Below are 23,520 nucleotides of genomic sequence, written 5' to 3'. Positions count from 1 at the left end.
GATGAGCCTCTCGCCGGCCGAGCGCTACGCGCTGTCTCGCCAGCAGCGCCGCCAGCCGCGTCTCGCCGACTTCGTCGCGGGTCAGCGATTCGACCTCGACCCGTTCCAGCTCGCCGCGTGCGGTGCGCTCGACGAAGGGCGGAGCGTGCTCGTCGCTGCGCCGACCGGCGCGGGCAAGACGGTGGTCGCCGAGTTCGCGGTGTTCCTCGCCATGCAGGAGCAGGGCGAGAAGGTCTTCTACACGACGCCGATCAAGGCGCTCTCGAACCAGAAGTACCAGGAGTTCGTCGAAGCCTGGGGCGCGGAGTCGGTCGGCCTCCTCACCGGCGACACGAACATCAACTCGGGCGCCCGCATCGTCGTGATGACGACCGAGGTGCTGCGCAACATGCTCTACGCCGACTCGCCGCTCCTCGAGCGGCTCGCGTACGTCGTCATGGACGAGGTGCACTACCTCGCCGACCGGTTCCGCGGGGCCGTGTGGGAGGAAGTCATCATCCACCTCCCCGAGGCGGTGCGGCTCGTCTCGCTGTCGGCCACCGTCTCGAACGCCGAGGAGTTCGGCGACTGGTTGCAGGCGGTGAGGGGCGACACCGACGTGATCGTCTCCGAGGAGCGCCCGGTGCCGCTCGAGCAGCACGTCATCGTGAAGTCGAAGATGCTCGACCTCTTCGACTCCTCGGGGCAGGCGGCGACGAACCGGGTGAATCCCGAGCTCAAACAGCTCGCGCGTGCCGGCGGGCGCTCGATCTCCGGCCGTTCGACCCGGGGGCAGCGCGGCGGCGATCGTGGTCGCTACCACCGAGACGCGCGGAGCGGCAACGGCCGGGCCGATCGCCCCGAGGTCGTCGCCATGCTGCAGGGCAAGAACTTGCTGCCGGCGATCGTGTTCATCTTCTCGCGTGCCGGGTGCGATCAGGCGGTGCGCCAAGTGCTGCGCAGCGGTATACGACTCACCGAAGCGGCGGAGCGCACCGAGATCCGGGAGATCGTCGAGTCGCGCGCTCGGATGCTCCGCGACGAGGATCTCGCGGTGCTCGGCTACTGGGAGTGGCTCGAGGGCCTCGAGCGCGGCGTCGCGGCCCACCATGCCGGCATGCTCCCGGCGTTCAAGGAGATCGTCGAGGAGCTCTTCCAGCTGAAGCTCCTGAAGGTCGTCTTCGCGACCGAGACGCTCGCGCTCGGCGTCAACATGCCCGCGCGTTCGGTGGTGCTCGAGAAGCTCGAGAAGTTCAACGGCGAGGCCCGAGTGCCGATCACGCCGGGGGAGTACACCCAGCTCACCGGGCGTGCCGGCCGCCGCGGCATCGACATCGAAGGCCATTCGGTCATCCAGTGGGTCGACGGCCTCGATCCCGAGGCGGTGGCGTCGCTCGCCTCACGACGCAGTTACCCGCTCAACTCGAGCTTCCGCCCCACGTACAACATGGCCGTCAACCTCATCGACCAGTTCGGCCGCGAGCGCACCCGTCAGATCCTCGAGCTCTCGTTCGCGCAGTTCCAAGCCGACCGGGCGGTCGTCGACCTGGCACGCACCCTGCGCAAGCAGGAGGAGTCGATGGCAGGCTTCGAGCAGGCGATGAGCTGCCACCTCGGCGACTTCGGCGAGTACGCCGCCCTGCGGCGCCGCATCGGCGAGATCGAGCGGCAGTCGTCGAAGGGCAACCCGACCCATGCGCAGCGCGATCGGATGCAGCGTGAGCTCACGTCGGCTCGCAAGGCGATGCGCGCGCATCCCTGCCACGGCTGCGCCGAGCGAGAATCGCACGCCCGCTGGGCGGAGCGCTGGTGGCGGCTGAAGACGGAGCACGAGCAGCTCTCCCGGCAGATCAGAACCCGCACCGGCCAGGTCGCGAAGCGGTTCGACCGGGTCACCGAGGTGCTCGAGTCATTGGGGTACCTCGACCGCGACGCATCCGGTGCGCTCGTCTCGACCTCGTCTGGGCGCATCTTGAAGCGCATCTACGGCGAACGCGACCTGCTCGTGGCCGAGTGCCTGCGTCGCGGCATCTGGGACGGTCTCGATGAGCCTGGCATCGCGGCGATGGCCGCTGCGCTCGTCTACGAGCCGCGGCGCGATGACAGCAACGTCGAATACCGATTGCCGCGCGGCCGGTTCCGCGAGGCCTTCGAACGCACGACCGACACCTGGGCGGTGCTCGACGACATCGAGCGCGATCACCGGCTGCCCGGCAGCGAGGTGCCCTCGCCGGCACTCGCGTCGGCGATGCACTCGTGGGCGCGCGGCACGGGGCTCGGCACGGTCCTCGCCGACACGGAGCTCGCCGCCGGCGACTTCGTGCGGCTCTCGAAGCAGGTGGTCGACCTGCTCGACCAGATCTCGATCGTCGCCGATGCCGAGCTCGGGGCGACGGCGCGCTCCGCAATCGACGCGGTGCGGCGCGGGGTCGTCGCCTACGGCGCACCCGCGTGAGCGGTACCGCGTGAGCGGCCTCCGCGGTCGCTTAGGCTGATCTGGTGCCCGAGAACGCCCATCGCCCCGTCCTGCCGCTCTGGGGCGCGGTGCTCGCGGCCGCAGCCGGCGGGTTCTCCTACGACCTCGGCTTCCCGGGCGCGAGCATCTGGCCGCTCGCCTTCGTCGGCATCGCACTCGCACTCGTCAGCCTGATCGGGCGCTCGTCATGGGGTGCCGCACTCGTCGGCTTCGTCTTCGGGCTCTCGTTCTACCTGCTGCAGGTGTCGTGGACCTCGCTCTACCTGGGCCCGGTGCCCTGGCTCGCGCTCTCGGTGCTCGAGGCGCTCATCGTGGCGGCCGGCAGCGTGCTGATCGCCCTCGCGTATCGATGGCTCCCGCGAGTGAGCCCGTCACGGTGGATCCGGCTGATCGCCCTGCCATTGCTCATCGCTGGGCTCTGGTGCGTGCGCGAGGCCGCGATCGGCACCATTCCGTACGGCGGGTTCCCGTGGGGTCGTGCGGCGCTCAGCCAGTCTGAGAGCCCGTTCGCCCAGGTCGTGTCGTGGGCCGGGTCGACCGGACTGAGCTTCGTCATGGTGGCGATCGTGGCCGGTGTCATCGAGTGGGTGCGGCTCGCTGGGTGGCGGAGACCCGTCACCGTGCTGCCCGTCGCGGGGCTCCTCGCCGTCTCGATGCTCGTGCCGGCATGGCAGACATCGCCGGCCGGCGAGCTCCGCGTCGCGAGCGTGCAGGGCAACGGGCCGTCGGGCTACTTCGATGAGCGGGAGCCCGGTGACGTGCTGGCCGCGCAGCTCTCGGCGACCGAGCCGATCCTCGACGAGCCCGGCATCGATGTGCTGCTCTGGCCCGAGGGCGGATCCGACATCGATCCGACGCGCAGCGAGTCGGTCGCTCGCATCTTCGATCGGCTGAGCGAAGACCTCGATGCACCGCTCGTGCTCAACACCGTGACGTTGCGCGGCGAGGAGTACTTCAACACGTCGATGCTGTGGCGCGCGGGGGAGGGCGCCGTCGAGATCTACGACAAGCGGCATCCGGTGCCGTTCGGCGAATACATCCCCGACCGGGACTTCTGGTACGCCCTCGCACCCGACCTGATCGGTCTCGTGCAGCGTGGATACACGCCCGGTACGAACGCTCCGGTCTTCGATCTCGGTGACGCCGTCACCGGTCTCGCGATCTGCTTCGACGTCATCTACGATGACGTCGTCTGGGAGGGCGCGCGCGACGGTGCGCAGCTCTACATGTTCCAGACCAACAATGCGGACTTCCGCGGCACCGATGAGAACCAGCAGCAACTCGCGATCGCGCGGCTCCGGGCGATCGAGACGGGTCGCTCGGTCGTGAACATCTCGACCGTGGGCACGAGCCAGGTGATCGACGCATCAGGCCGCACGATCGACTCGCTGCCGGCATACGAACCGGGCGCGATGGTCACCGACGTCGAGCTCCGCGACGGGCTGACGCCCTCGGTGGTGCTCGGTGCGAGCGTGCCCGGCGTGATCGTGATCGGTTCGCTGGCAGCACTCATCGCCGCCGGTTTCATCGCCCGCCGTCGGTCTCGCGACCGCGACGGCGATGACCTCGTCGGTGAAGACGCTGTCGGTGATGACGTCGCCGGGGAAGTGGCCTAAGCGCCGATCTTCTGCTGACCGCGACGCGCGCGCAGGTAGCTGAGTCGCTCTTCGAGCAGCTCTTCGAGCTCGGCGCGCGTACGCCGCTCGAGCAGCATGTCCCAGTGGGTGCGGGCGATCTTCTCGCCCGAGCGGTCGATCTCGACCGGCTTCGAGTCGACGAGCAGCACAGCGGATGCTCCGCAGTGCTTGCACTCCCACGACTCGGGCAGTTCGGCCTCGGTCGAGAACGTCATCACGGTCTCGCGTCCGCAGGCCTCGCAGCGATAGGTGTACTCCGCACGATCGGCGAACACCACGCCGTCTTCACTCTGCAGGCTCTGTGCGCCGATGCGCATGCCTCGAAGGCTCCTGTCCGCCATGGCGTACTCCTCTCGCTCGTCTACATGTCTAAACGATCAAGCTGGGCGTTCCCTTTCCGGACCCTGATGTTTACCGGGGAATTCTCAGTTTCGAGCGGCGATGAGGGGGAGTGCGAGGTCGGCGCGGTCGGTCACGAGACCGTCGACGCCGAGGTCGAGCAGCCCGGTCATGTCGGCCGGTTCGTTGATCGTCCAGACGTGCACCTCTGCACCGGCGCGATGCACGGCGGCGATGAAGCGCTCGGTGGCGAGGGGAACCACGCCGATTCGCTCGGGTATCTGCAGGGCATGGGCGCCGCGGAGCGCACTGCGTACCGCCCGCGTCGAGCCGGTGAACGATGCGAGCCGGGTGCGGATGACTCCGGCACCGCCGACCGACGTCGCCGCGTCGAGCACGTATGCCGCGAGACGCCGTCGCCGGCCCTCGGAGAAGCTCGTGAGCAGCACGCGCGGACCGGCGCGCAGCTTCGCGACCGTCGCGACGGTCGCCTCGACCGCGCCCTCGATCTTCACGTCGATGTTGAACCGCGTCTCGGGGAAGGCGTCGAGCGCCTCCTCGAGGGAGCAGAAGCCCTGACCGTGGCCGAGATCGATGCGCCGCAGCTCGGCCATCGTGAGCTTCGACACCTCGACGTCGCGGTCGGCGACCCGTTCGAGCGTGGGGTCGTGCGCGACGACGGCCACGCCATCGGCAGTCAGGTGCACGTCAGTCTCGAGGTACTCGGCTCCGACTGCGACGGCCTTCGCGAAGGCGAGCAGGGTGTTCTCGGGTGCATCGAGCGCGAGGCCGCGGTGCGCGAGCACTCGCGGCCTCGTCGGCTCGAAGTAGGTGGTCGCCACGACCCGCCGTCAGAGGCGCGGGCCGGTCGCCCCGGGGGATTCCGGTGCCTGCGGGGGCGCGGCGGGGGTGAACGCCTTGCCGATGCCTTTCAGCGCCTCGGTGAGTTCGCTCGGCACGATCCAGAGCTTGTTCGACTCGCCCTGCGCGATCTGGGGGAGCATCTGCAGGTACTGGTAGCCGAGCAGCTTCGGATCGGCATCGCCCTTGTGGATGGCGTCGAAGACGGTGAGGATCGCCTCGGCCTCGCCCTGTGCGCGCAGCACTGCTGCCTTCGCGTCGCCCTCGGCTTCGAGGATGGCCGCCTGGCGCGCACCTTCAGCCGTGAGGATCGCGGACTGCTTCGTGCCCTCGGCGGTGAGGATGAGCGCGCGGCGGTCCCGCTCGGCCCGCATCTGCTTCTCCATCGAGTCCTGAATCGAGTGGGGCGGGTCGATCGCCTTGAGCTCGACGCGCCCGACGCGGATGCCCCACTTGCCCGTCGCCTCGTCGAGCACGATACGGAGCTGGCCGTTGATGTTGTCGCGCGAGGTCAGCGCCTCTTCGAGGTTCAGACCGCCGACGACGTTACGCAGTGTCGTGGTCGTCAGCTGTTCGACGGCGCCGAGGTAATTCGCGATCTCGTACGTCGCGGCGCGGGCGTCGGTCACCTGGAAGTAGACGACGGTGTCGATCGAGACGACGAGGTTGTCTTCGGTGATCACCGGTTGCGGCGGGAACGAGACGACGGTCTCGCGCATGTCGACGAGCGGGCGCAGCCGGTCGATGAACGGCACCAGGATGTTCAGCCCCGGGCTGAGCGTCTTGTGGTAGCGACCGAGCCGCTCCACCACGCCCGAGTAGGCCTGCGGGATGATACGGATCGACTTCGCCAACACGACGATGACGAAGATGACGATCGCGACGACGACGATCGTCGCGATGATGCCGGAAACGTCCATCAAGCCCCAGTGCTCCTCTCCACCGGAACGACGACCGCCGTCGCTCCGTCGATACCGGTCACGAGCACACGCTCGCCGACCGCGACATCCTTCTGCTCGGTGATGGGCGACAGTCGAGCCGTCCACACGTCGCCGTTCTGCAGGCGCACCTGGCCACCCGCGGGGGTGACGGTGCGCACGACCCGGCCGTCGGCGCCGATGAGCGCGTCGATGTTGCTACGGGTCGGATCACCGCCGCGCCGAAGCATCCGGAGCAATGGCGGTCTCAGCAGCAGGATCAGCGCGACTGCGACGAGCGCGGCGATGATGAACTGCGCCCACCAGGGAATGCCGAAGAGGCCCGACAGCAGCCCGGCCACACTGCCGAGCGCGAGCATCAGGAACGTCATCTCGAGAGTGAACACCTCGATGGTCGCGAATGCCAGGATCAATACGAGCCACACGATCCACGCGTACTGGGTCAGTACATCCAATTCGTTCTCCTTCGCACGGCCTGTACTGAAACTATCAGGGCGGTCGACCCAGTGGGCGGCGCCTGCGGACTTGATAGTCTCGGTTCGCCTGTTCCCTGCGGACCACGTCCGTCAAGACTCGAGGAGTTCCACTGTGACCAACCCGCTCGCCCCCGGATCGCTCGACGGACGTGTCGCCCTCGTCACCGGTTCCTCGCGCGGCATCGGTGCCGACACCGCCCGCTACCTTGCGGCTGCCGGTGCCTCCGTCGTCATCAACTACCGCAGCAAGGCGCCCCGCGCCGACAAGGTCGTCGCCGAGATCACCGCGGCCGGCGGCACCGCCATCGCCGTCGGTGCCGACCTCACCGACGCGGCATCCGTCGCCTCGATGTTCGAGCGCGCCGTCGCAGAACTCGGCCCGATCGACATCCTCGTGCTCAATGCCTCCGGCGGCATGGAGACGGGCATGGGGGAGGACTACGCGATGCGGCTGAACCGCGACGCGCAGGTCAACGTCGTCGAGGGTGCGCTGCCGCACCTCGCACCCGGTGCCCGCATCGTGTTCGTCACGAGCCACCAGGCGCACTTCATCCGCACGACGCCGACGATGCCCGAGTACGAGGCCGTCGCCCTCTCGAAGCGCGCCGGCGAAGACGCGCTCCGTGAGAAGCTGCCCGAACTCGAGGCCGCCGGCTTCGAACTCGTCGTCGTCTCGGGCGACATGATCGAGGGCACCATCACCGCCACGCTCCTCGAGCGTGCCAACCCCGGTGCGATCGAGGCCCGCAAGCAAGACGCCGGTCGTCTGTTCAACGTCGCCGAGTTCGCCGCCGAGGTTGCTTCGGCCGCCGTCGAGCCGGTGCCCGAGGCGAACACGCGGTACGTGGGCGACACCTCGGGCTTCGCGCGCGAGGGCGACGCCTGACCCGATTCTGCGACGTCCAGGCCCGGCCCGAGACAGCGAGAAGCCCGCCGAAGCAGACTGCTTCGGCGGGCTTCGTCGTTCGTCGGGGCTACTCCGCAGCGGGCGTGACGCCGCGGCCGAAGGTGAACGCGCGCACGATCTGCACGATGCCGAGCACGATGAGGCTGATGCCGGCGATCACGAACAGCACCGCGATGCCCCACAGCGGGGAGAACAGCACCACGATGCCGGCCACGACACTCAGGATGCCGAAGAAGATCGCCCATCCACGCGAACCCGCGTCACTCGACTGGGCCAGGGCGACGATTCCCTCGATGATCCAGAGGATGCCGACGAGGATGCCGAGGAAGATGCCGAAGAAGACCGCGGATTCGCTCGGGTTGGCGAGCACGATGATGCCGCCGACGATGAACAGCAGTCCGAGGATGATGTCGAGCGTGCGCGCGCCGCCCGAGATGCCCTTCGAGAAGATGCCGAGACCGAGGTAGGCGATGCCGGCGATCAAGAAGTAGATGCCGAACAGCACCGTGATCACGATGGCGGAGTTCTTCGGCCAGAACGTGATGAGGAGGCCGAAGATCAGCGCGACGGCGCCGCTGATGCCGAGCGTCGCGCGAATGGTGTTGATCGCCGACTTCGTCAGCGACGAGGCGTCGAGCGAGAATGACGCGAAAACCCCGGTGGGTTGCGACGTAGACATGATGGTGTCCTTTCTGGCGGCGGGTGCCGTGCAGGGTCAGGCTATGGCCGACGGTCGCCTGAGTGTCGGATGTGAATGCGCGAGTCTTCGGATGTCGCAGGGTGACGGTGTGGTGTTCTAGATGGCCGATTCCGTCGAGAACGCCGAGTGCGGCATGCACCTGCCAATATCGGAGCATGGCGGACGAGATGCTGCACCTGCCGTTCAGTGGAACCTGGATGGCCCAGAACAGCCCGGCTCGGCGCGTGCCGAGCCACGGAATCGACCTCTTCGGCGAGCGGTACGCCATCGACTTCGTCGCGGTCGATCTGCGACGACGCTCTTCAGAGCGGCGCGACTGGCGAACGTTCCTGTCAACCGAACCGCCTGAACGCTTCCTCGGTTTCGGGCGACCCATCGTGGCGCCGGTCGACGGCGTGGTCGCCGCAGTCCATGACGGCGAGCCCGACCACGAAGGGCGTCGTTCCCAGCTCGCACTCGTGCCGTATGCGCTGGGACAGGCCGGGCGGCTCCGACAGGGCGTGCATGCGATCGCAGGGAACACCGTGACGATCGCAGTGCGCGGGGGAGCGGCGTTCGTCTCGCTCGCCCACCTCCGTCTCGGTTCGATCCGTGTCGGCGTCGGCGACCACGTCACGGCGGGTCAGCACATCGCCGCGTGCGGCAACTCGGGAAACTCGACCGAGCCGCACGTGCACCTGCAGGTCATGGATCGCGCAGACCCGTCGAACGCCGCGGGGCTGCCGCTGCGGTTCCGGTCTTTCCGGGAGTGGCTGCCGGGCTCCGCTGAGCCTGTGATCGTCGAATCGGGCATCCCGGGGGAGCGGTCCATCGTGGAGTCGCTCGCCTGAGCCACACGTCCTGCTCCGAGGCATCCGCTGGTGTTCATGCAATGTAATGGGGGAGCCGTGAATGCACCGGGCGGCTCTGGCGGTCGCGTCGACGAGCGAATAGCGTGTGGCGCATGCGAGACGAGGATGACTCGGCAGGTCGAGACGGCCAGCCTGCGAGCCAGAAGGATCCGCCGTACCAAGCCCTGATGCCGAATCTCGACCAGGTGTCGCGTTCCTCCTTCGCGGCCGGCACGGTGAGCCGCCGGCGCATCAACCGAGCGTTAGTCGTGCTGGGCGTGGTGGCGGTGGCGATTCTCGCTGTCGTGTTCGTGCCGTTGATCCTGGGTGGCTGAGCCCGACCTCGGTGCCGTCGATCGACGCCACGTTGGCGCTCAACGGACATAATATGGGCGGCGCGATGTGTACCAGTAGACGATTCCACTGGTGCAGTGATTTCAGCTTTCGTCGTACCGATGATGGTGTGCGAGTGATGTCGCCATGCGTTTCGCGCGTCCTCATCACCGATGGGCTGTCTCAGGAGTACCGCGCCTGACGATTGCGGTGGATACCGAGTCGGCGGGATTCGGCGGATTCAGGCTTCCTCGGAGAACCATCCATGTGAGCCGATAATGCACATTATGTCGGATAACGGATCTGCCGGCCCCTCCTACTCAGCAAGAACGCGGTACCGGAGGTGGGTTTCGCTGGCGAATGCGGATGTCTCGACCCGTTGCAGCCTGATGCTCTTCCTGAGTCCGGTGAAGAGCGAGATACCTTCGCCGAGAAGGATCGGCACGACGTCCAGGTGGATCTCGTCGACGAGCCCGAGTTCGAGGCACTGTCTGGAGATGCTGCCTCCGAGCAGGCTGACCAGCTTCTCCCCTGCCGCCTTCTTGGCTGATTCGACGGCCTGCGCGATGTCGTCGACGACGAACGTGTATGTGACGCCATCCCTCTCGATCGGCTCATGAGTGCTGTGCGTCATCAGGTACACCGGCGCCGTGATCATGCCTCCATAGGGAACTTCGCCGTCTTCGATGGTCTGCGTCTTGTTTGCACCTCCGACCACGGCGCCGATGTCCTGCACAACCCTCCTGACGACCTCCTCGTCTTCGGGAGCCGATGGGAATCCGTTCATCCAGTCGACTCCCCCATCGATGTCAGCCATGAACCCGTCCACGGTCACAGTCGCGTGAATGATCACCTTTGCCATTGCTCGTCCTCCGTTGCAGAGCTGCCGTCAACATGGTGAGTCATTCGACTCACCTCTGTCGAGAGTATCCGCCGCACGTTGGTGAGTCAACCGACTCGCCTTGCGCCATACTGGGTGCATGCCACGCGAACTCTCTGCGTACCATCGGGATGTCGCCGCCAAGAACCGTGCGGCGATCCTGGAGGCTGCCGCCGGCCTGTTTCTCGAACTCGGCTATGACCGGACTCCGTTGGCCAGAGTCGCCGACCGTGCCGGCATCTCGAAGGCGACGCTCTTCAAGCAGTTCCCGACGAAGGCGGAGCTCTTCGAGGCAACCGTGCTGGCGGCGGGCGACACGCCCGAGCCCGAGCTGTTGGTGCCGTCGTCCGGCGACTTCCATTCAGGCTTGGTCAGTCTTGGTATGGCGTATGCGGAGCTGTTGTCACGGCCCCGCATGGCTGACCTCATGCGGGCGGTGATCGCGGAATCCGCGAGATTCCCGGAGTTGCGTGAGCGTACCTTCGATTTCGGCACGTTGCCCGTGCTCAAGGGGCTCAGGCAGTTCTTCCAGACGGCGAACACTCAGGGAACTGCGGCCGTGAAGGACTTTGATATCGCAGCGGCGCAGTTTCTCGGCATGATCGCCACCGTCGTGTTCTGGCCCCGCCTCGTCCACGGCAACTGGTCACTCAGTGATGAGGAGACAGCCCGCACAGTCGACGAGGCAGCTCGGACGATCGTCGCCCGCTACTCCACTCCGGATGAGGGCGCGGCGACCCGGGCTCACACTCGTTCAGCGGAATCGCCTCGACACCCATGATCGCTGATGGCCCCCTCACCTGGATCGGTTCGTTGGATCGGTAGTATCTGAAAACCGGCGCAGCGCGTCCGGATCTGCGTTCGATGCCGGCGTCGGTCGATGGGGAGACAACAGATGGTGACCGCTGAACGCGAGCTCAGGGACCTGATCCTCGAAGTCAAGACCACCGGTCCTGATTTCGATCCCGGCTTCGTACGCCGGGACCGTCTCATCGAGAGCGTCAGGTCCGGTCCGTCCCGGCTGGTCACCGTCACCGCGCCGGCGGGCTATGGGAAGACCTCGTTCCTCGCCGAATGGCGCCAGCGTGAAGACCGCCCCACCGGCTGGCTCACGCTCAGCAGCGACGATGACGACCCGGCGGCGCTCATGCGTCTCCTGACCCGAGCCTGCTCGCCCTTCACGCTCGTCGCCGCTTCGCTCGAGGACCAGATCTCGACTGCCGATCGCGGCGTGCTCGGCCGGATCGCACCCGTGCTCGGGCGCGCCCTCTCACAGTCCGCGCTCCCGTTCGTGCTCTTCATCGATGACGCGCACGTGCTGGAATCCCTCGATTCGATCGATGCGCTCAACGTCGTGCTGGCGGGTGTGCCGGCAGGCTCCCAGGTCGTGCTCGCCAGCAGGCACCGGCCCACCTCGTTCGCCCGCGGACGCGTGGCGGCATCGGCGGCTCACGTCACGGCGGAGGATCTGCAGATCGATGTCGCCGGGGCCGCCAGGATTGCTCAGGGCGCAGGCGCACGGGTCTCCCCCGAGATGCTCGGGAGCTGGGTCGAGCAGAGCGGTGGGTGGGCGGCAGGCCTACACATGTGCGCTCTCCTGTCCCGGAGCAGGCCGTTGGCATCGATCGCGGGCCAGGATCTCCTTGCCGACTATCTCTACCGCGAGTGCCTGCGCGCGCTTCCGGAGGACACCCATCGATTCCTGGTCTCCACCTCGATGCTGAGGTCGCTCGTTCCCGCGATGTGCGATGCAGTGCTCGAACGCTCCGATTCCGCGCGGATCCTCCGTGATCTCGAAGCTCGACAGCTTTTCATCACCTCGGACCCCCAACTCCGTTCCTATCGACTTCACCCGCTCTTCCGCGAGTACCTGCAGACCGAACTCCTGCTCGACGCCGGTTCGACGGTTCCCGAGCTCCACCGGCGAGCCTCCGACTGGTGCCAGCAGCACGGCCTCCTCCCTGAAGCGATCAACCACTCGATCGCGGCAGCTGATTTCGCGACAGCCTCCTCGCTCGTGGCGCTCGCTGCGCTCAACACGTACACGGCGGGCGAAACGACCACCCTCGGGCGATGGATCGAACAGGTCGGCGACGCGAATCTCCTCGCCAACCCGTTCGCCGTCGTGGTCGTCACGTGGTACTCGCTGCTGTCCGGAACCGACGATGCCGCACAGAAGTGGGCGTCGCTGCTCGGCAGCATGCCCGACGACGCCCCACGAGTCGATGGCATCGATCTCTCGTCGACGAAAGCCATGGTGCGAGCCATCACCATGAAGCGCGGTCTGCGGGAAGCCCTTGCGGACGCCGAGTTCGGGGTTCGTGCCGAGGCCGTCGAGAGTCCATGGCGTGATCCTGCGCTCCAGGTTCTGGGAAGCACCCTTCTCTACACCGGACACGAGAGCCGAGCGCGCGAAGTCCTGCAGGAGGCCATGCACACGGCGGAGGCGCATGGCAATCCCGCCACGATCGTCATGTGCGAGACCGAACTCGCGCAGCTCGCCATCGATCGCGACGACTGGGAGGCAGCCGACCGGCACGTGCAGCGAGCGCTCGACACGATTCAGGCGGGCGACATCGACGGCTACATCATGTGCGCGTATGCGCATGCCGCCGCGGCTTACTCCGCGCTGCACGCCGGCCGACGGACCGCCGGGCAGAAGTACCTCGCGCTGGCGATGTCCGAGCGCGGCCGGTGCGGAAGCGCTGTGCCCCTGATCAGCATCCCCACTCGTCTCTTCCTCATCTATGCGAGTCTGCAGGTGGGCGATATCGAGGCCGCACGGATGCTGTCGCGCGAGATCAGTGAGATCCTGCCGCCGCGGGACGGTCGCGAGGCGTTGGACGCCCGTGTGGCTGCGGCGGTGCTCGCCATCGATGAGAAGGAGCGTCTCGGTCGACACGTTGCGTCGACGGCGCTCACGGTTGCCGAGCAACGCGTTCTCCCCTATCTCCAGACCCACCTGACCCTCGCGGAGATCGGGAAGCGACTCTACGTTTCGCGGAACACCGTCAGCAGCCACGTTTCCTCGATCTTCCGCAAGCTGGGGGCATCGAACCGGGCCGAGGCCGTGGAGAATGCATCCGCGATGGGGCTGCTCGGCGGACTGAGAATCGCCTCGTTCGACGAGCATGCATCGACGAGCGGCCCGCCCGGCTCCGGTTCGTGAAGTACTTCTGGGCACACCTGCCTGGTGTGGGCTGTCAGCCGGATGAACTCGCGATCCGCCCCTGAGTACGGCCTCTTGCGCGCGGATTGAACAAGCGTTTAGGATCATGAACATGCGTTCAAGTATCGAGGACCTCACGACGCAGGCGCGCATTCGCGATGCTGCGATTCTGAGGTTCGGGCGAGATGGGTTCGCTGCGACGAGTGTTCGCGCGATCGCAGCCGAGGCAGGTGTGAGCGCCGGGCTCGTCATCCACCACTTCACGTCGAAGGACGCGCTGCGTGCTGCGTGCGACAGCTACGTCGTCTCAGAATTCCTGGGCCGCAAAGACGAGCTCCGGGGCGGCGACACCGCGGCCGCGATCGCGCGGTGGCTGGCCGATGTCGATGCCAACCGGCCGTTGATCGACTACCTCGCGCGCATGCTCACCGCGGAGAACTCCGCCGCTGACGATCTGTTCGATTCCCTCGTCGCGGGTACGAAGTCGATGCTCGACGAGAATGTCGCCAGTGGCGTCATGCGCGAGCCGATCGATCCCGAGATCACCGCTCTGTATTTGACGCTCTACGGCGTGGTGCCGCTCGTGATGCAGCGCCAACTGGCGCGCAGGCTCGGCGTCGACGGGCTCAGTGCAGAGAGCCTTCGACGCTCGACGCTGCCGATCCTCGACCTCTACACCCACGGTCTCTACACCGACGACCGCTTCCTCGTCGCCGCGGAGATGGCGATCGGACGCACGCCCGGTCCGCGCTCCGACAAGGGTGAGAACGATCCGAATCAAGATCCCGATCCGCCCATCGCCGGCGACATCTCCGATTCGTATTCGACTCATCATTGAAGGGAGCATGGGCAATGACCCCTGCGATCCGAACCACTGAACTCCACAAGAAATACGGCGCGCACACGGCAGTCCACAGCCTCGACCTCACCGTCGAGCAGGGCACGGTGTTCGGCCTCATCGGCCCGAACGGCGCCGGAAAGACGACGACGCTCAGGCTTCTGCTCGACATCATCCGCCCGACGTCGGGCAGCGCGCTCGTCCTCGGAGAGGCGCCGCGAGCCGGCGGATCGGCGCTCCGCCGCCGCATCGGCTTCGTGCCGGGAGAACTCCGCCTGGAAGGACGCATCAAGGGGCGCCAGCTCCTGCGCCACTACGCCGAGATCAGTGGCCCCGTGCCATCCGGCGTCATCGATTCCCTCGCGGAGCGACTCGATGTCGATCTCAATCGCCAGGTGCGCAAGCTCTCGAAGGGCAACCGGCAGAAGCTCGGACTGATCCAGGCATTCATGCACCAACCCGAACTGCTCGTGCTCGACGAACCCACGAGCGGCCTCGATCCGCTCGTGCAACGCGAGTTCCTCGCGATGGTGCGCGAAGCGAGCACGAATGGCCAGACGGTGCTGCTGAGCTCGCACGTGCTCAGCGAGATCCAGCAGACGGCTGACCAGGTCGCCGTGCTCAGCGCCGGGCGCGTCGTCGCCGAAGGCGATGTCGCCTCGCTCCGGCTCGGGCGGATCCGGCGCCTCAGGGTCACGCTCGACGGCACGAACGAGAGGGACCTGCGGGACGATCTCACTCGCGTGCCGCACGTGCGCGAGCTCGAGGTCGTCGGCGACGGACCCGTGCGACTGACCGCCACGATCGACGGCGATGTCGACCCGATCGTGAAGTTGATCGCGCGGTATCGCGTGACGGATCTGGTGGTCGAAGAGCCCGACCTCGAGGAATCGGTGCTTGCACTGTACGGCCCGAACGCGAACGGGGGTGCAGCATGACCCGGATGCTTCCCGTCTTCCGACGGTCGCTGGCCGATTCATGGCGTTCGCTCGCGGCTTGGAGCCTCGGTGTCGCCGCTGCCCTGTTCCTGTATCTCCCGCTCTATCCGAGCATGGGTGGCAACGGTGAGATGCAGCAGATGATCGACACGCTGCCACCCGAACTCGTGAAGACGCTCGGGTACGAGCAGATCGCATCCGGTCCCGGCTACGCGCAGAGCACGTTCTTCGGTCTGATCGGCTTCCTGCTCCTGGTGATCGCGGCGACCTCGTGGGGGTCATCGGCGATCGCCGGCGCCGAGGAGACCGGCAGGCTCGAGCTGACGCTCGCACACGGGGTCGGCCGGGTCCAGTACGCGATCGAGTCCGCGTCGGCGGCGCTGGTGAAGCTCATCTGGCTCGGTGCACTCGCAACCGTCATCGTGCTGATCCTCAACGAGCCGTCGGAGCTCGACATCGATGCCGCCCACCTGGTCGCGGCCTCCGCCGCGCTCGTCGGCCTCGCATTCCTCTCGACGGGATTCGGCCTCCTGGTCGGCGCAGCCACTGGCAGACGGATCCTGGCGACCGCTGCGGGCGCGGGCGTCGCAGTGATCGGGTACGTCTTCAACGCGATCGCCAATCAGGTCGACGACGCGTCGTGGCTCCGCGCGATCTCGCCGTATTCCTGGGCATTCCACGAGTCGCCGCTCCTCAACGGGGCGGATTGGGCCGGTCTCGGGCTGCTCTGGGGTCTCGGGCTGCTCCTCGTGGCGTCTGCGACGCTGGCGCTCTCGCGACGCGACATCACGGGCTGAGGGGCAGGGTGGGTATTCTCTGGAGGATGCCCACCCACGGCAACGGGGTCAGGAGCCCCGCGGCCGCCTCGACCCCGCTGCGCCGCCCCGCGCGAGGTTCATGTACCAGTTGTAGAGGTCGGAGCGCTCCGCCTCGAGCTCGCCGTACAGTCTGCGCACGTCGGCGTCGGCTGAAGGTGCGGCTGCATCACCTCAGCGAGGCCCGTGTCACCGGCACACGCGAACACTGCGACCATCGAAGCTGACGATGTCGCCAGGCTGCAGCTGTCGTCCGCGTCGGCGGTCAACCTCGCCGTTGACGGCGACGTAGCCATCGATGATGGCCTCCTTCACGTCTCCACCGGAATCGAAGAATCCGGCGAATTTCAGGAACTGCCCGAGGCGAATGACCTCTTCGCCGATCGGGACGTCTTCGATCGGGGCCGGGTTCGTCATCCCCTGAATGTAGTCGACCACCCGGCAGTCGCACTGTTCCGCTTCGGACAGACGGGTTCTCCGGCGGCGTCGTCGGCGGCCCGTCCGACAGTGGCCGCATGTCCCTCGCCCGGCTAACCTTGCGCCTACAGACCGCCGAGCCAGACCGACAGCGGAGGCATGCATGTGCACGGGAGTCAGCTACACCACGCGGGATCACTACTTCGGTCGCAATCTCGACCTCGAGTTCTCGTATAACGAGACCGTCACCGTCACACCCCGGAGCTTCCCATTCGAATTCCGCAAGGCACCTGCGCTCGCGACGCACCACGCGATCATCGGGATGGCGACCATCGCGGACGGATATCCGCTGTACTACGACGCGACGAATGAGAAGGGCCTCAGCATGGCGGGGCTCAACTTCCCGGAGAACGCCCACTACAAGCCCGAAGCCGACGGCGCGACGAACATCACGCCGTTCGAGCTCATCCCCTGGCTCCTCGGGCAGTTCGAGACCATCGACGAGGTGAAGACGGCCCTCTCGACGCTGAACCTCGTGAAGATCGACTTCAGCGAGACCTTCCCACTCTCACCGCTGCACTGGATCGTTTCCGACCGAACGGCATCCATCACGGTCGAGAGCGTGAAGGACGGGCTGAAGGTCTACGACAACCCAGTCGGCGTACTCACCAACAACCCGACCTTCGATATCCAGTCCTTCAACCTGAACAACTACATGCACCTGTCGAGGAAGCCCCCCGAGAAGAACTTCTCCGACGATCTGTCGTTCGACGTCTACAGCCGGGGAATGGGTGCGCTCGGCCTCCCAGGAGACCTGTCTTCGGCATCTCGCTTCGTCAAAGCGGCGTTCACCAAGATGAACTCGGTGGCCGGCGACTCCGAGTCGGAATCGATCAGTCAGTTCTTCCACATCCTGGGATCGGTGGCGCAGCAGCGTGGATGCGCCGAGGTGTCCCCGGGGAAGTTCGAGATCACGATCTACTCGTCATGCTGCAACACCGACAAGGGGATCTACTACTACACGACCTACGAGAACAGCCAAGTGACAGGGGTCGACCTGCACAAGGAAGACCTCGACGGAAGCGCGCTCGCCGCGTACTCACTGATCAAGGGCCAACGGGTGCACATGCAGAACTAGGGCTCGCGCACCTCGCCGATCGCAGAGTTGCGATGCTGAGCAGCTTCGGCTGAGGGCGCGGCTGCATCACCTCAGCGTACGGCGCGCTCCACCGGCAGCCAGAGCTCGCAGGTCGCCGTGCTGAAGTCCGCTGCCCGGTCGAGCACGGCCACGATCGAGGGACCAGGCCTCAACTGCCAGGGGTTCGAGGGGAACCAGTCGGTGGCGGTGGCGGCCCACGCCGACTGCAGCGCGGCCGGATATGCACCGGCGACGCGGAACACCGCCCACGTGCCGGCGGCGACCTCGATCGCGTCCAGATCACCGGGCACCGGCGTCGTCTCGGCGACGGCGACCCCGTGCAGATAGGTCAGTTCGCTTCCCTCCGCGTAGTCGGGGTCTACATCGGCGCTCACCTGCAGGAGCCCCGTCGGCTCGGTGTCTGCCAGCTCCTTCAGTCGCTGGTGCTCGGCCGGGGGCAGCGAGGCGATGTGCGCTTGGATGTGCGGATTGACGCCGTCGTGGATGAGCGGCACGCGGGCCGAATGGCCGATGAGTCGGAATGCCGGTCGATCGGCGATGCGAGTGTCCATGGGTGTGTTCCCTTCTACCGTCAGGCGGAACCTGAGCTGTGATTGTGTGCGAAGGGGGCCGCCGTTCCGCCGGACATCGGCAGGGCCGACGCCGTGTACGGATCTGAACGCCCGGGCGAACGCCTCGGTCGAGCCGTAACCGAACCGTGTCGCGATCCCGAGCAGGTCATCGCCGCCGAGTACCTCGGCCGCCGCCACCGACATGCGGCGCCGCCGCACGTACTCCGACAACGGCATGCCGGCCAGGGCCGAGAACATCCGGCGCAGGTGGTACTCGGTGGTGCCGAGGCGATGCGCCAGGGCGGCGATGTCGATCTCCTCGGTGAGGTGATCCTCGACGAACTCGACGAGGTGATTGAGCGGTGCGATCACGGGCTCCCCTTTCGATGACAAGCCTGCACGTCGAAAGAAGGCCGCACCCGACTATCGCGGTTCGATGCGATCGCGTCGAGTACGGAACGGGCGCCCGCTGCTCACTCGTTCGAGTGACGTTCGGCGTATTTCTCGAGTCGCCGGCCCGTGGCCGGCATGCCGAGTTCGTTGTACGGCCCGTCGACCTCGCGTTCGGGCAGCCGCTCGTCGGTCGGGCAGACGAGCACCGTGTTGGGCGTCGAGTGATCGATGACGTGCTCGAACATGGGATGCCCGCAGATCGGACACGCCTTGCCGTCGGTCGGCTCGAGCGGCGCCTCATCCGCTGGAGCCGGCGGGTTGATGAACACCGGCCCCAATGCCCGATCGACCTTGTCGAAGAAGTGGGTGAATGCGTTGCCGTCGTCGCGGCTCGCGTCGTCACGTGCCATCATGCGCCTGATGGTACGCCCGCTGCGCACCATGCCGCCAGTGCCCGCTCGCGCAACGATGACTCGGCATCGGCACAGCACCCGAATAGGCTTGTCGCATGACGGATGCCGCAGCCACACGCCAGGTCACGATCATCACGGGTGCGAGCCGCGGCATCGGCGCGGCCATCGCCGAACGTCTCGCCGCCGACGGGCACGACCTCGTGCTGACCTACCGTGAGCGACGCGGAGACGCCGATGCGGTCGCACGTCGCTGCGCGGCATCCGGTGCCCGAGTGCTGCTGCTGCAGGTCGACCTCGCCGATCTCGAGGCGACGGCGACGGTCGTGCCCGCCGCGATCGCCGAGTTCGGTCGGGTCACGGGCCTCGTGAACAACGCCGGCATCACCGGGCGCATCGGCGGCTTCCTCGATGCTGCGATCGACGAGAGCGACGAGCTCTTCCGCGTCAACGTGCTCGCCCCCATCGTGCTCACGCGTGCCGCGATCGCGCACATGGCGACCGATCGCGGCGGCGCGGGCGGCAGCGTCGTGAATGTCTCCTCCGGGGCGGCTCGAAGCGGTGCCCCGAACACGTACATCCCCTACGCCATGAGCAAGGCGGCGCTGAACGCGCTCACGACGGGCGCGTCGAAGGAGTTCGGCCCGGTCGGAGTGCGGGTCAACACGGTCTCCCCCGGCACGACGCACACCGAGATCCACGCGGCGGCCGGTCGGCCGAACGCCCCTGAGGAGCGCGCTCCGAACATCCCGATGCGTCGCGCAGGCGAGCCGCACGAGATCGCGGGTGCGGTCGCGTACCTCTTCTCAGCGGATGCCTCGTACACCTCGGGCGCCGACATCCGCGTCGCCGGCGGCAACTGACGAGACGGGGTTCAGGCTTCGCCGAAGCCTGACTCAGCGAGTGCCGCCAACGCGTCGACGGCTGCGCGGCCGTCGACATCGGCACTCGTGATGTCGACCTGCGCGCCCTTCGTGAGGCCGAGTGACATGATGCCGAGCAGGCTCTTCGCATCCGTGCCGTTCACGGTGACCTTCTGCGGGAAGGTGCTCGCGAGCTTCACGAGTTCGGCCGCCGGTCGTGCATGCAGCCCGTCGGAGTTCACCAGACGGATGCTGCGGGTGTAGCCGGATGCCTCGGGCACGGAGGCCACGGACTCGGCACCGGTGCCGCCGCCGACGTCGCCCGCGCTCGCCGAAGAAGCCGGCCCCCGCGCCGACTCGGCGGCTGCCACGACGACCTCGAGCCGGTCTCCCGCCTCCGCGGCGACCGCGGCGGCGACCCCGCCCTCGACGAGCGGTGCGTCGACGATGCGCACCCGCTCGCGCACCTCGTCGTCGAGGAAGTCGAGCGCCGTCTCGGCGGTGAGGATCGCCGACCCGAGATCGCACAGCACGACGACCCCCGAGCCGGAATCGGCCTCGGCGATGCCGGCCGTCACGAGGTCGAAGCTCGTGCCGATGCGGCCGTCGTCGGTGCCGCCCGCGGCGACGAGCGCCGCGGTCGGCGCCATCTGCCGTGCCAATTCGACGAGCCCGGTCGCGATCGCTGCCGAGTGCGAGACGAAGAGCACGCCCACCTTGTCGAGAGTCCCCATCTCAGGCGCCCGCAGATGCCGCCGCCGCATCGGCGGCCGCGCGCAGCAGCAGCGCGCTCGACTCGGCTCCCGGGTCACGGTGCCCTGCTGATCGCTCGCCGAGGTAGCTCGCACGGCCCTTGCGGGCGACCAGCGGTTCGGTGGCGACCGCCCCGGCTTCGGCCGCGTCGGCCGCGGCGGCGAGCACACCCGCCGCATCGGTGCCCGCCGCGGCCGCGGCATCCGCTGCATCGACGGCGGGAGTCCAGGCGTCGATCATCGTCTTGTCGCCGGCCTCCGCCTTGCCGCGCGAGACCACTCCGTCACGTGCGGCCGTGAGGATTGCGGCGATCGCCGGGCCATCGAGCGACACGGCGCCACCGGCCGCCGCGGCCGCCTTCAGGTAGGCGGTGCCGTAGAGCGGGCCCGCCGCGCCGCCGACGGTCGAGATGAGCGTCGTCGCGACGAGCTTCAGCACATCACCGGGCGTCGAGCCGGCGGCGAGGTCGTCGAGCTTCGGCAGCACGGCCTGGAAGCCACGATCCATGTTCTCGCCATGGTCGCCGTCGCCGATCTCGCGATCGAGCGTGATCAGCTCGACTCGATGATCCGAGATCACCTGCGCGCTCCGTCTGACCCAGTCCACAGCCCAGGTGATGTCCAATCCCACCGAGATTCCCCCTTCGATCCTTCTCTAACGACCCCACCGCAGTGCAGCCGTCTGCACCGGGGCATCCCACAATTCGACCATCTCGTCATCGAGCTTCAGCAGGGTGATCGACATGCCGGCCATCTCGAGGGCGGTGATGTAGTTGCCGACGAGCGATCGGGCGATCAGGATGCCGCGCTCTTCGAGCACCTCCGCCGCCCTGCGGTATGCGAGGTACAACTCGACCTGCGGCGTGCCGCCCATGCCGTTGACGAAGAGCAGGGCGCGCTCGCCGCGCTCGTACGGCAGGTCGTCGAGGATCGGCTCGAGGAGCCGGTCGACGAGACGATCGGCGGGTTCGAGCTTGACCCGTTCGCGTCCGGGCTCGCCGTGGATGCCGATGCCGATCTCGATCTCGTCTTCGGCGAGGGTGAAGCTCGGTTCACCGGCGTGCGGCACGATGCACGGCGTGAGGGCGAGGCCCATGGAGCGTGCATTGGCGTTCACGCGCTCCGCGACGGCGGCGACTTCGTCGAGCGAGTCCCCCCGTTCGGCGGCGGCGCCGGCGATCTTCTCGACCAGCACGGTGCCGGCCACGCCCCGTCGGCCCGCGGTGTAGAGCGAATCCTTGACCGCGACGTCGTCATTGGTGACGACGGAACGTACCTCGATGCCGTCGATCGCGGCCAGATCGGCGGCCGTCTCGAAGTTCAGCACATCGCCTGTGTAGTTCTTCACGATGTGGAGCACGCCCGCCCCGCCGTCGACCGCCTTCGTCGCTGCGAGGATCGGATCTGGTGTCGGCGAGGTGAACACCGCCCCGGGGACGGCGGCATCGAGCATGCCGAAGCCGACGTATCCGGCGTGAAGGGGCTCGTGCCCGCTGCCGCCGCCGCTCACGATGCCGACCTTGCCGGCGATCGGCGCGTCGGCGCGCACGACATGGATCGGATCGAATTCGACGCGCACGAGGTCGGCATGGGCCAGGCCGAATCCGGCCACCGACTCGTCGACGACCCGCTTGGGATCGTTGATGATCTTCTTCACGACATCCCTTCCCCTCAGACGCCGGGCGTCGTGCAGACGTGCAGCGACGTCGACGCAGCATTCCCCGCCAACCTACGCCCGACGCGTGCTCGACCGTAAGAGGCAGTCCGAAATCTGACGCGCCTCGTCCCGCTCCTTCCCCGCCGATGCCGGTCTGAGTATCGTGGGCTGTGTTCCGCCCCTGGGCGAAGCCCATCGGGCTAGCGAAAAGGATGGAAGGTCAACGTGGACAATCTCGGAGTGTTGTTCCTCAGCGAGCTCGTCGGCACGGCGATGCTCGTGCTCCTCGGCTGTGGTGTGGTGGCCAACGTCGCCCTCGCCAAGACGAAGGGCTTCAACGGCGGATTCCTCATGGTGACGATCGGCTGGGGCCTCGCGGTCTTCGCCGGCGTCATCGTCTCCTATGCGTCAGGTGCGCATATCAACCCGGCTGTCACGCTCGGTCTCGTCGCCAACGGTGCGACCGAGTTCGGAAACGCCGGGCTCGGCATCACCGTGCCCGTCGACTTCCTGTCGGTGAGCGCCTACATCGGCGCCCAGCTGATCGGCGCGATCATCGGCGCGGTGTTCGTCTGGCTCGCCTACAAGCAGCACTTCGACGCGGAGCCCCAGGCCGCCTCGAAGCTCGGCGTCTTCTCGACCGGCCCCGGCATCCGCAACTACGCCTGGAACCTCGTCACCGAGATCATCGGCACCTTCGTGCTCGTCTTCGTCGTGATCGGCTTCGGCGGCGGCCGTCAGGGCGACGGCGGCCTCGCCGCCCTCGGTGCGCTGCCCGTGGCGCTGCTCGTGATCGGTATCGGCGTCTCGCTCGGTGGTCCGACGGGCTATGCCATCAACCCGGCCCGTGACCTCGGTCCGCGCATTGCGCACGCCCTCCTGCCGATCCACGGCAAGGGCACCAGCGACTGGTCGTACTCGTGGGTGCCCGTGATCGGCCCGATCATCGGCGGCCTGCTCGCCGGCTGGCTGGCGATCCCGCTGCTGCCCATCATCACCTGATGAGACCGGGCCGGTCCTCGGGCCGGCCCGACCTCGTCCGCGTAACGACCACCACCTCATTTCACCGAGTCGCCCGACTCGGACAGAATCGGGCGACTCGAGCGGTACCGACAGCAACGGAGTTTCTCAGATGGCCGACTACATCCTCGCGATCGACCAGGGCACGACCTCGTCGCGCGCGATCATCTTCGACAAGGCCG

Annotated in this window: 25 protein-coding genes; 13 read left to right on the top strand and 12 right to left on the bottom strand. The window is 67.3% G+C overall.

Annotated elements, in window-relative coordinates:
- Nucleotide 1 precedes the first annotated feature (1 nt).
- Together VPH61_RS08240 and lnt are read left to right on the top strand one after the other, a co-directional pair.
- On the top strand, nucleotides 2–2,434 hold the full coding sequence (locus VPH61_RS08240; RefSeq protein WP_332063028.1) for a DEAD/DEAH box helicase: 2,433 nt from the start codon (nucleotides 2–4) through the stop codon (nucleotides 2,432–2,434).
- Between the two features lie 44 nt (nucleotides 2,435–2,478).
- Nucleotides 2,479–4,071, top strand: coding sequence for an apolipoprotein N-acyltransferase (gene lnt / locus VPH61_RS08235; protein ID WP_332063027.1), 1,593 nt, complete (start codon nucleotides 2,479–2,481; stop codon nucleotides 4,069–4,071).
- Here the strand turns inward: lnt and VPH61_RS08230 are convergent.
- The 4 genes from VPH61_RS08230 to VPH61_RS08215 all read right to left on the bottom strand — a co-directional run bounded on the left by VPH61_RS08230 (nucleotide 4,068) and on the right by VPH61_RS08215 (nucleotide 6,685).
- Nucleotides 4,068–4,433 carry an RNA polymerase-binding protein RbpA gene (locus VPH61_RS08230; protein ID WP_332063026.1) on the bottom strand — a complete coding sequence of 122 codons (366 nt, stop codon included), beginning with the start codon at nucleotides 4,431–4,433 and terminating at the stop codon, nucleotides 4,068–4,070. The two genes, lnt and VPH61_RS08230, sit on opposite strands and share 4 nt — an antisense overlap.
- Before the next feature lie 84 nt (nucleotides 4,434–4,517).
- Nucleotides 4,518–5,273: a glycerophosphodiester phosphodiesterase family protein gene (locus tag VPH61_RS08225; protein WP_332063025.1), complete on the bottom strand. Its 756-nt coding sequence runs from the start codon at nucleotides 5,271–5,273 to the stop codon at nucleotides 4,518–4,520.
- A 9-nt stretch (nucleotides 5,274–5,282) separates the two neighbouring features.
- The gene (locus VPH61_RS08220; RefSeq protein WP_332063402.1) at nucleotides 5,283–6,212 is read right to left on the bottom strand and encodes an SPFH domain-containing protein; all 930 of its coding nucleotides are present in this window, start codon (nucleotides 6,210–6,212) and stop codon (nucleotides 5,283–5,285) included.
- On the bottom strand, nucleotides 6,212–6,685 hold the full coding sequence (locus tag VPH61_RS08215) for an NfeD family protein (RefSeq protein ID WP_332063024.1): 474 nt from the start codon (nucleotides 6,683–6,685) through the stop codon (nucleotides 6,212–6,214). Before VPH61_RS08215 ends, VPH61_RS08220 begins: the two co-directional genes overlap by 1 nt.
- A 133-nt stretch (nucleotides 6,686–6,818) precedes the next feature.
- Here VPH61_RS08215 and VPH61_RS08210 point away from each other — a divergent pair, with 133 nt between their 5' ends.
- A complete protein-coding gene (locus VPH61_RS08210; RefSeq protein ID WP_332063023.1) occupies nucleotides 6,819–7,592 on the top strand; it encodes an SDR family oxidoreductase in 774 nt (257 codons plus the stop codon).
- An 88-nt stretch (nucleotides 7,593–7,680) separates the two neighbouring features.
- Here the strand turns inward: VPH61_RS08210 and VPH61_RS08205 are convergent, their stop codons facing one another.
- The gene (locus VPH61_RS08205; protein ID WP_332063022.1) at nucleotides 7,681–8,292 is read right to left on the bottom strand and encodes an HdeD family acid-resistance protein; all 612 of its coding nucleotides are present in this window, start codon (nucleotides 8,290–8,292) and stop codon (nucleotides 7,681–7,683) included.
- Nucleotides 8,293–8,468: 176 nt separating this feature from the next.
- On the opposite strand from VPH61_RS08205, the gene VPH61_RS08200 reads away from it, so the two are divergent.
- Nucleotides 8,469–9,143, top strand: coding sequence for a M23 family metallopeptidase (locus tag VPH61_RS08200; RefSeq protein WP_332063021.1), 675 nt, complete (start codon nucleotides 8,469–8,471; stop codon nucleotides 9,141–9,143).
- Between the two features lie 113 nt (nucleotides 9,144–9,256).
- Nucleotides 9,257–9,478, top strand: a complete 222-nt coding sequence (locus VPH61_RS08195; RefSeq protein ID WP_332063020.1) for a hypothetical protein — start codon at nucleotides 9,257–9,259, stop codon at nucleotides 9,476–9,478.
- Between the two features lie 314 nt (nucleotides 9,479–9,792).
- On the opposite strand, the gene VPH61_RS08190 is transcribed toward VPH61_RS08195, so the two are convergent.
- The gene (locus VPH61_RS08190) at nucleotides 9,793–10,338 is read right to left on the bottom strand and encodes a dihydrofolate reductase family protein (protein ID WP_332063019.1); all 546 of its coding nucleotides are present in this window, start codon (nucleotides 10,336–10,338) and stop codon (nucleotides 9,793–9,795) included.
- A 118-nt stretch (nucleotides 10,339–10,456) separates the two neighbouring features.
- Here VPH61_RS08190 and VPH61_RS08185 point away from each other — a divergent pair, with 118 nt between their 5' ends.
- The 5 genes from VPH61_RS08185 (at nucleotide 10,457) to VPH61_RS08165 (ending at nucleotide 16,098) form a co-directional block, all read left to right on the top strand.
- Nucleotides 10,457–11,137: a TetR/AcrR family transcriptional regulator gene (locus VPH61_RS08185; RefSeq protein WP_332063018.1), complete on the top strand. Its 681-nt coding sequence runs from the start codon at nucleotides 10,457–10,459 to the stop codon at nucleotides 11,135–11,137.
- A gap of 450 nt (nucleotides 11,138–11,587) precedes the next feature.
- Complete coding sequence (locus VPH61_RS08180) at nucleotides 11,588–13,525, top strand: helix-turn-helix transcriptional regulator (RefSeq protein ID WP_332063017.1); 1,938 nt, start codon at nucleotides 11,588–11,590, stop codon at nucleotides 13,523–13,525.
- A gap of 112 nt (nucleotides 13,526–13,637) precedes the next feature.
- Nucleotides 13,638–14,363: a TetR family transcriptional regulator gene (locus tag VPH61_RS08175; RefSeq protein WP_332063016.1), complete on the top strand. Its 726-nt coding sequence runs from the start codon at nucleotides 13,638–13,640 to the stop codon at nucleotides 14,361–14,363.
- Between the two features lie 14 nt (nucleotides 14,364–14,377).
- Complete coding sequence (locus VPH61_RS08170) at nucleotides 14,378–15,301, top strand: ABC transporter ATP-binding protein (RefSeq protein WP_332063015.1); 924 nt, start codon at nucleotides 14,378–14,380, stop codon at nucleotides 15,299–15,301.
- Between the two features lie 5 nt (nucleotides 15,302–15,306).
- Entirely contained in the window at nucleotides 15,307–16,098 is a 792-nt protein-coding gene (locus tag VPH61_RS08165) for an ABC transporter permease subunit (protein WP_332063014.1), read from the top strand.
- 207 nt (nucleotides 16,099–16,305) lie between these two features.
- Here the strand turns inward: VPH61_RS08165 and VPH61_RS08160 are convergent, their stop codons facing one another.
- A complete protein-coding gene (locus tag VPH61_RS08160; protein ID WP_332063013.1) occupies nucleotides 16,306–16,533 on the bottom strand; it encodes an RNA-binding S4 domain-containing protein in 228 nt (75 codons plus the stop codon).
- Nucleotides 16,534–16,696: 163 nt separating this feature from the next.
- Here VPH61_RS08160 and bsh point away from each other — a divergent pair, with 163 nt between their 5' ends.
- The gene (gene bsh / locus VPH61_RS08155; RefSeq protein ID WP_332063012.1) at nucleotides 16,697–17,671 is read left to right on the top strand and encodes a choloylglycine hydrolase; all 975 of its coding nucleotides are present in this window, start codon (nucleotides 16,697–16,699) and stop codon (nucleotides 17,669–17,671) included.
- Between the two features lie 71 nt (nucleotides 17,672–17,742).
- On the opposite strand, the gene VPH61_RS08150 is transcribed toward bsh, so the two are convergent.
- Nucleotides 17,743–18,615, bottom strand: a complete 873-nt coding sequence (locus VPH61_RS08150) for an AraC family transcriptional regulator (protein ID WP_332063011.1) — start codon at nucleotides 18,613–18,615, stop codon at nucleotides 17,743–17,745.
- A 101-nt stretch (nucleotides 18,616–18,716) separates the two neighbouring features.
- The gene (locus tag VPH61_RS08145; protein ID WP_332063010.1) at nucleotides 18,717–19,049 is read right to left on the bottom strand and encodes a hypothetical protein; all 333 of its coding nucleotides are present in this window, start codon (nucleotides 19,047–19,049) and stop codon (nucleotides 18,717–18,719) included.
- 95 nt (nucleotides 19,050–19,144) lie between these two features.
- Between VPH61_RS08145 and VPH61_RS08140 the strand changes: the two genes are divergently transcribed.
- Nucleotides 19,145–19,909, top strand: coding sequence for an SDR family NAD(P)-dependent oxidoreductase (locus VPH61_RS08140; RefSeq protein WP_332063009.1), 765 nt, complete (start codon nucleotides 19,145–19,147; stop codon nucleotides 19,907–19,909).
- 11 nt (nucleotides 19,910–19,920) lie between these two features.
- Here VPH61_RS08140 and dhaM read toward each other — a convergent pair whose 3' ends face one another.
- The 3 genes from dhaM to dhaK are packed head-to-tail and all read right to left on the bottom strand — an operon-like array spanning nucleotide 19,921 to nucleotide 22,318.
- On the bottom strand, nucleotides 19,921–20,643 hold the full coding sequence (dhaM, locus tag VPH61_RS08135; RefSeq protein ID WP_332063008.1) for a dihydroxyacetone kinase phosphoryl donor subunit DhaM: 723 nt from the start codon (nucleotides 20,641–20,643) through the stop codon (nucleotides 19,921–19,923).
- A 1-nt stretch (nucleotide 20,644) separates the two neighbouring features.
- Nucleotides 20,645–21,292 carry a dihydroxyacetone kinase subunit DhaL gene (gene dhaL, locus VPH61_RS08130; RefSeq protein ID WP_332063007.1) on the bottom strand — a complete coding sequence of 216 codons (648 nt, stop codon included), beginning with the start codon at nucleotides 21,290–21,292 and terminating at the stop codon, nucleotides 20,645–20,647.
- Nucleotides 21,293–21,316: 24 nt separating this feature from the next.
- Entirely contained in the window at nucleotides 21,317–22,318 is a 1,002-nt protein-coding gene (gene dhaK / locus VPH61_RS08125; RefSeq protein WP_332063006.1) for a dihydroxyacetone kinase subunit DhaK, read from the bottom strand.
- Between the two features lie 225 nt (nucleotides 22,319–22,543).
- Between dhaK and VPH61_RS08120 the strand changes: the two genes are divergently transcribed.
- The gene (locus VPH61_RS08120) at nucleotides 22,544–23,320 is read left to right on the top strand and encodes an MIP/aquaporin family protein (RefSeq protein ID WP_332063005.1); all 777 of its coding nucleotides are present in this window, start codon (nucleotides 22,544–22,546) and stop codon (nucleotides 23,318–23,320) included.
- Nucleotides 23,321–23,520 lie beyond the last annotated feature (200 nt).

The organism is Agromyces sp. CCNWLW203, from assembly GCF_036576125.1.
GTDB lineage: Bacteria > Actinomycetota > Actinomycetes > Actinomycetales > Microbacteriaceae > Agromyces.
Note: the sequence above shows the minus strand (reverse complement) of the source record. Positions and strands in the feature narration are given on the sequence as shown.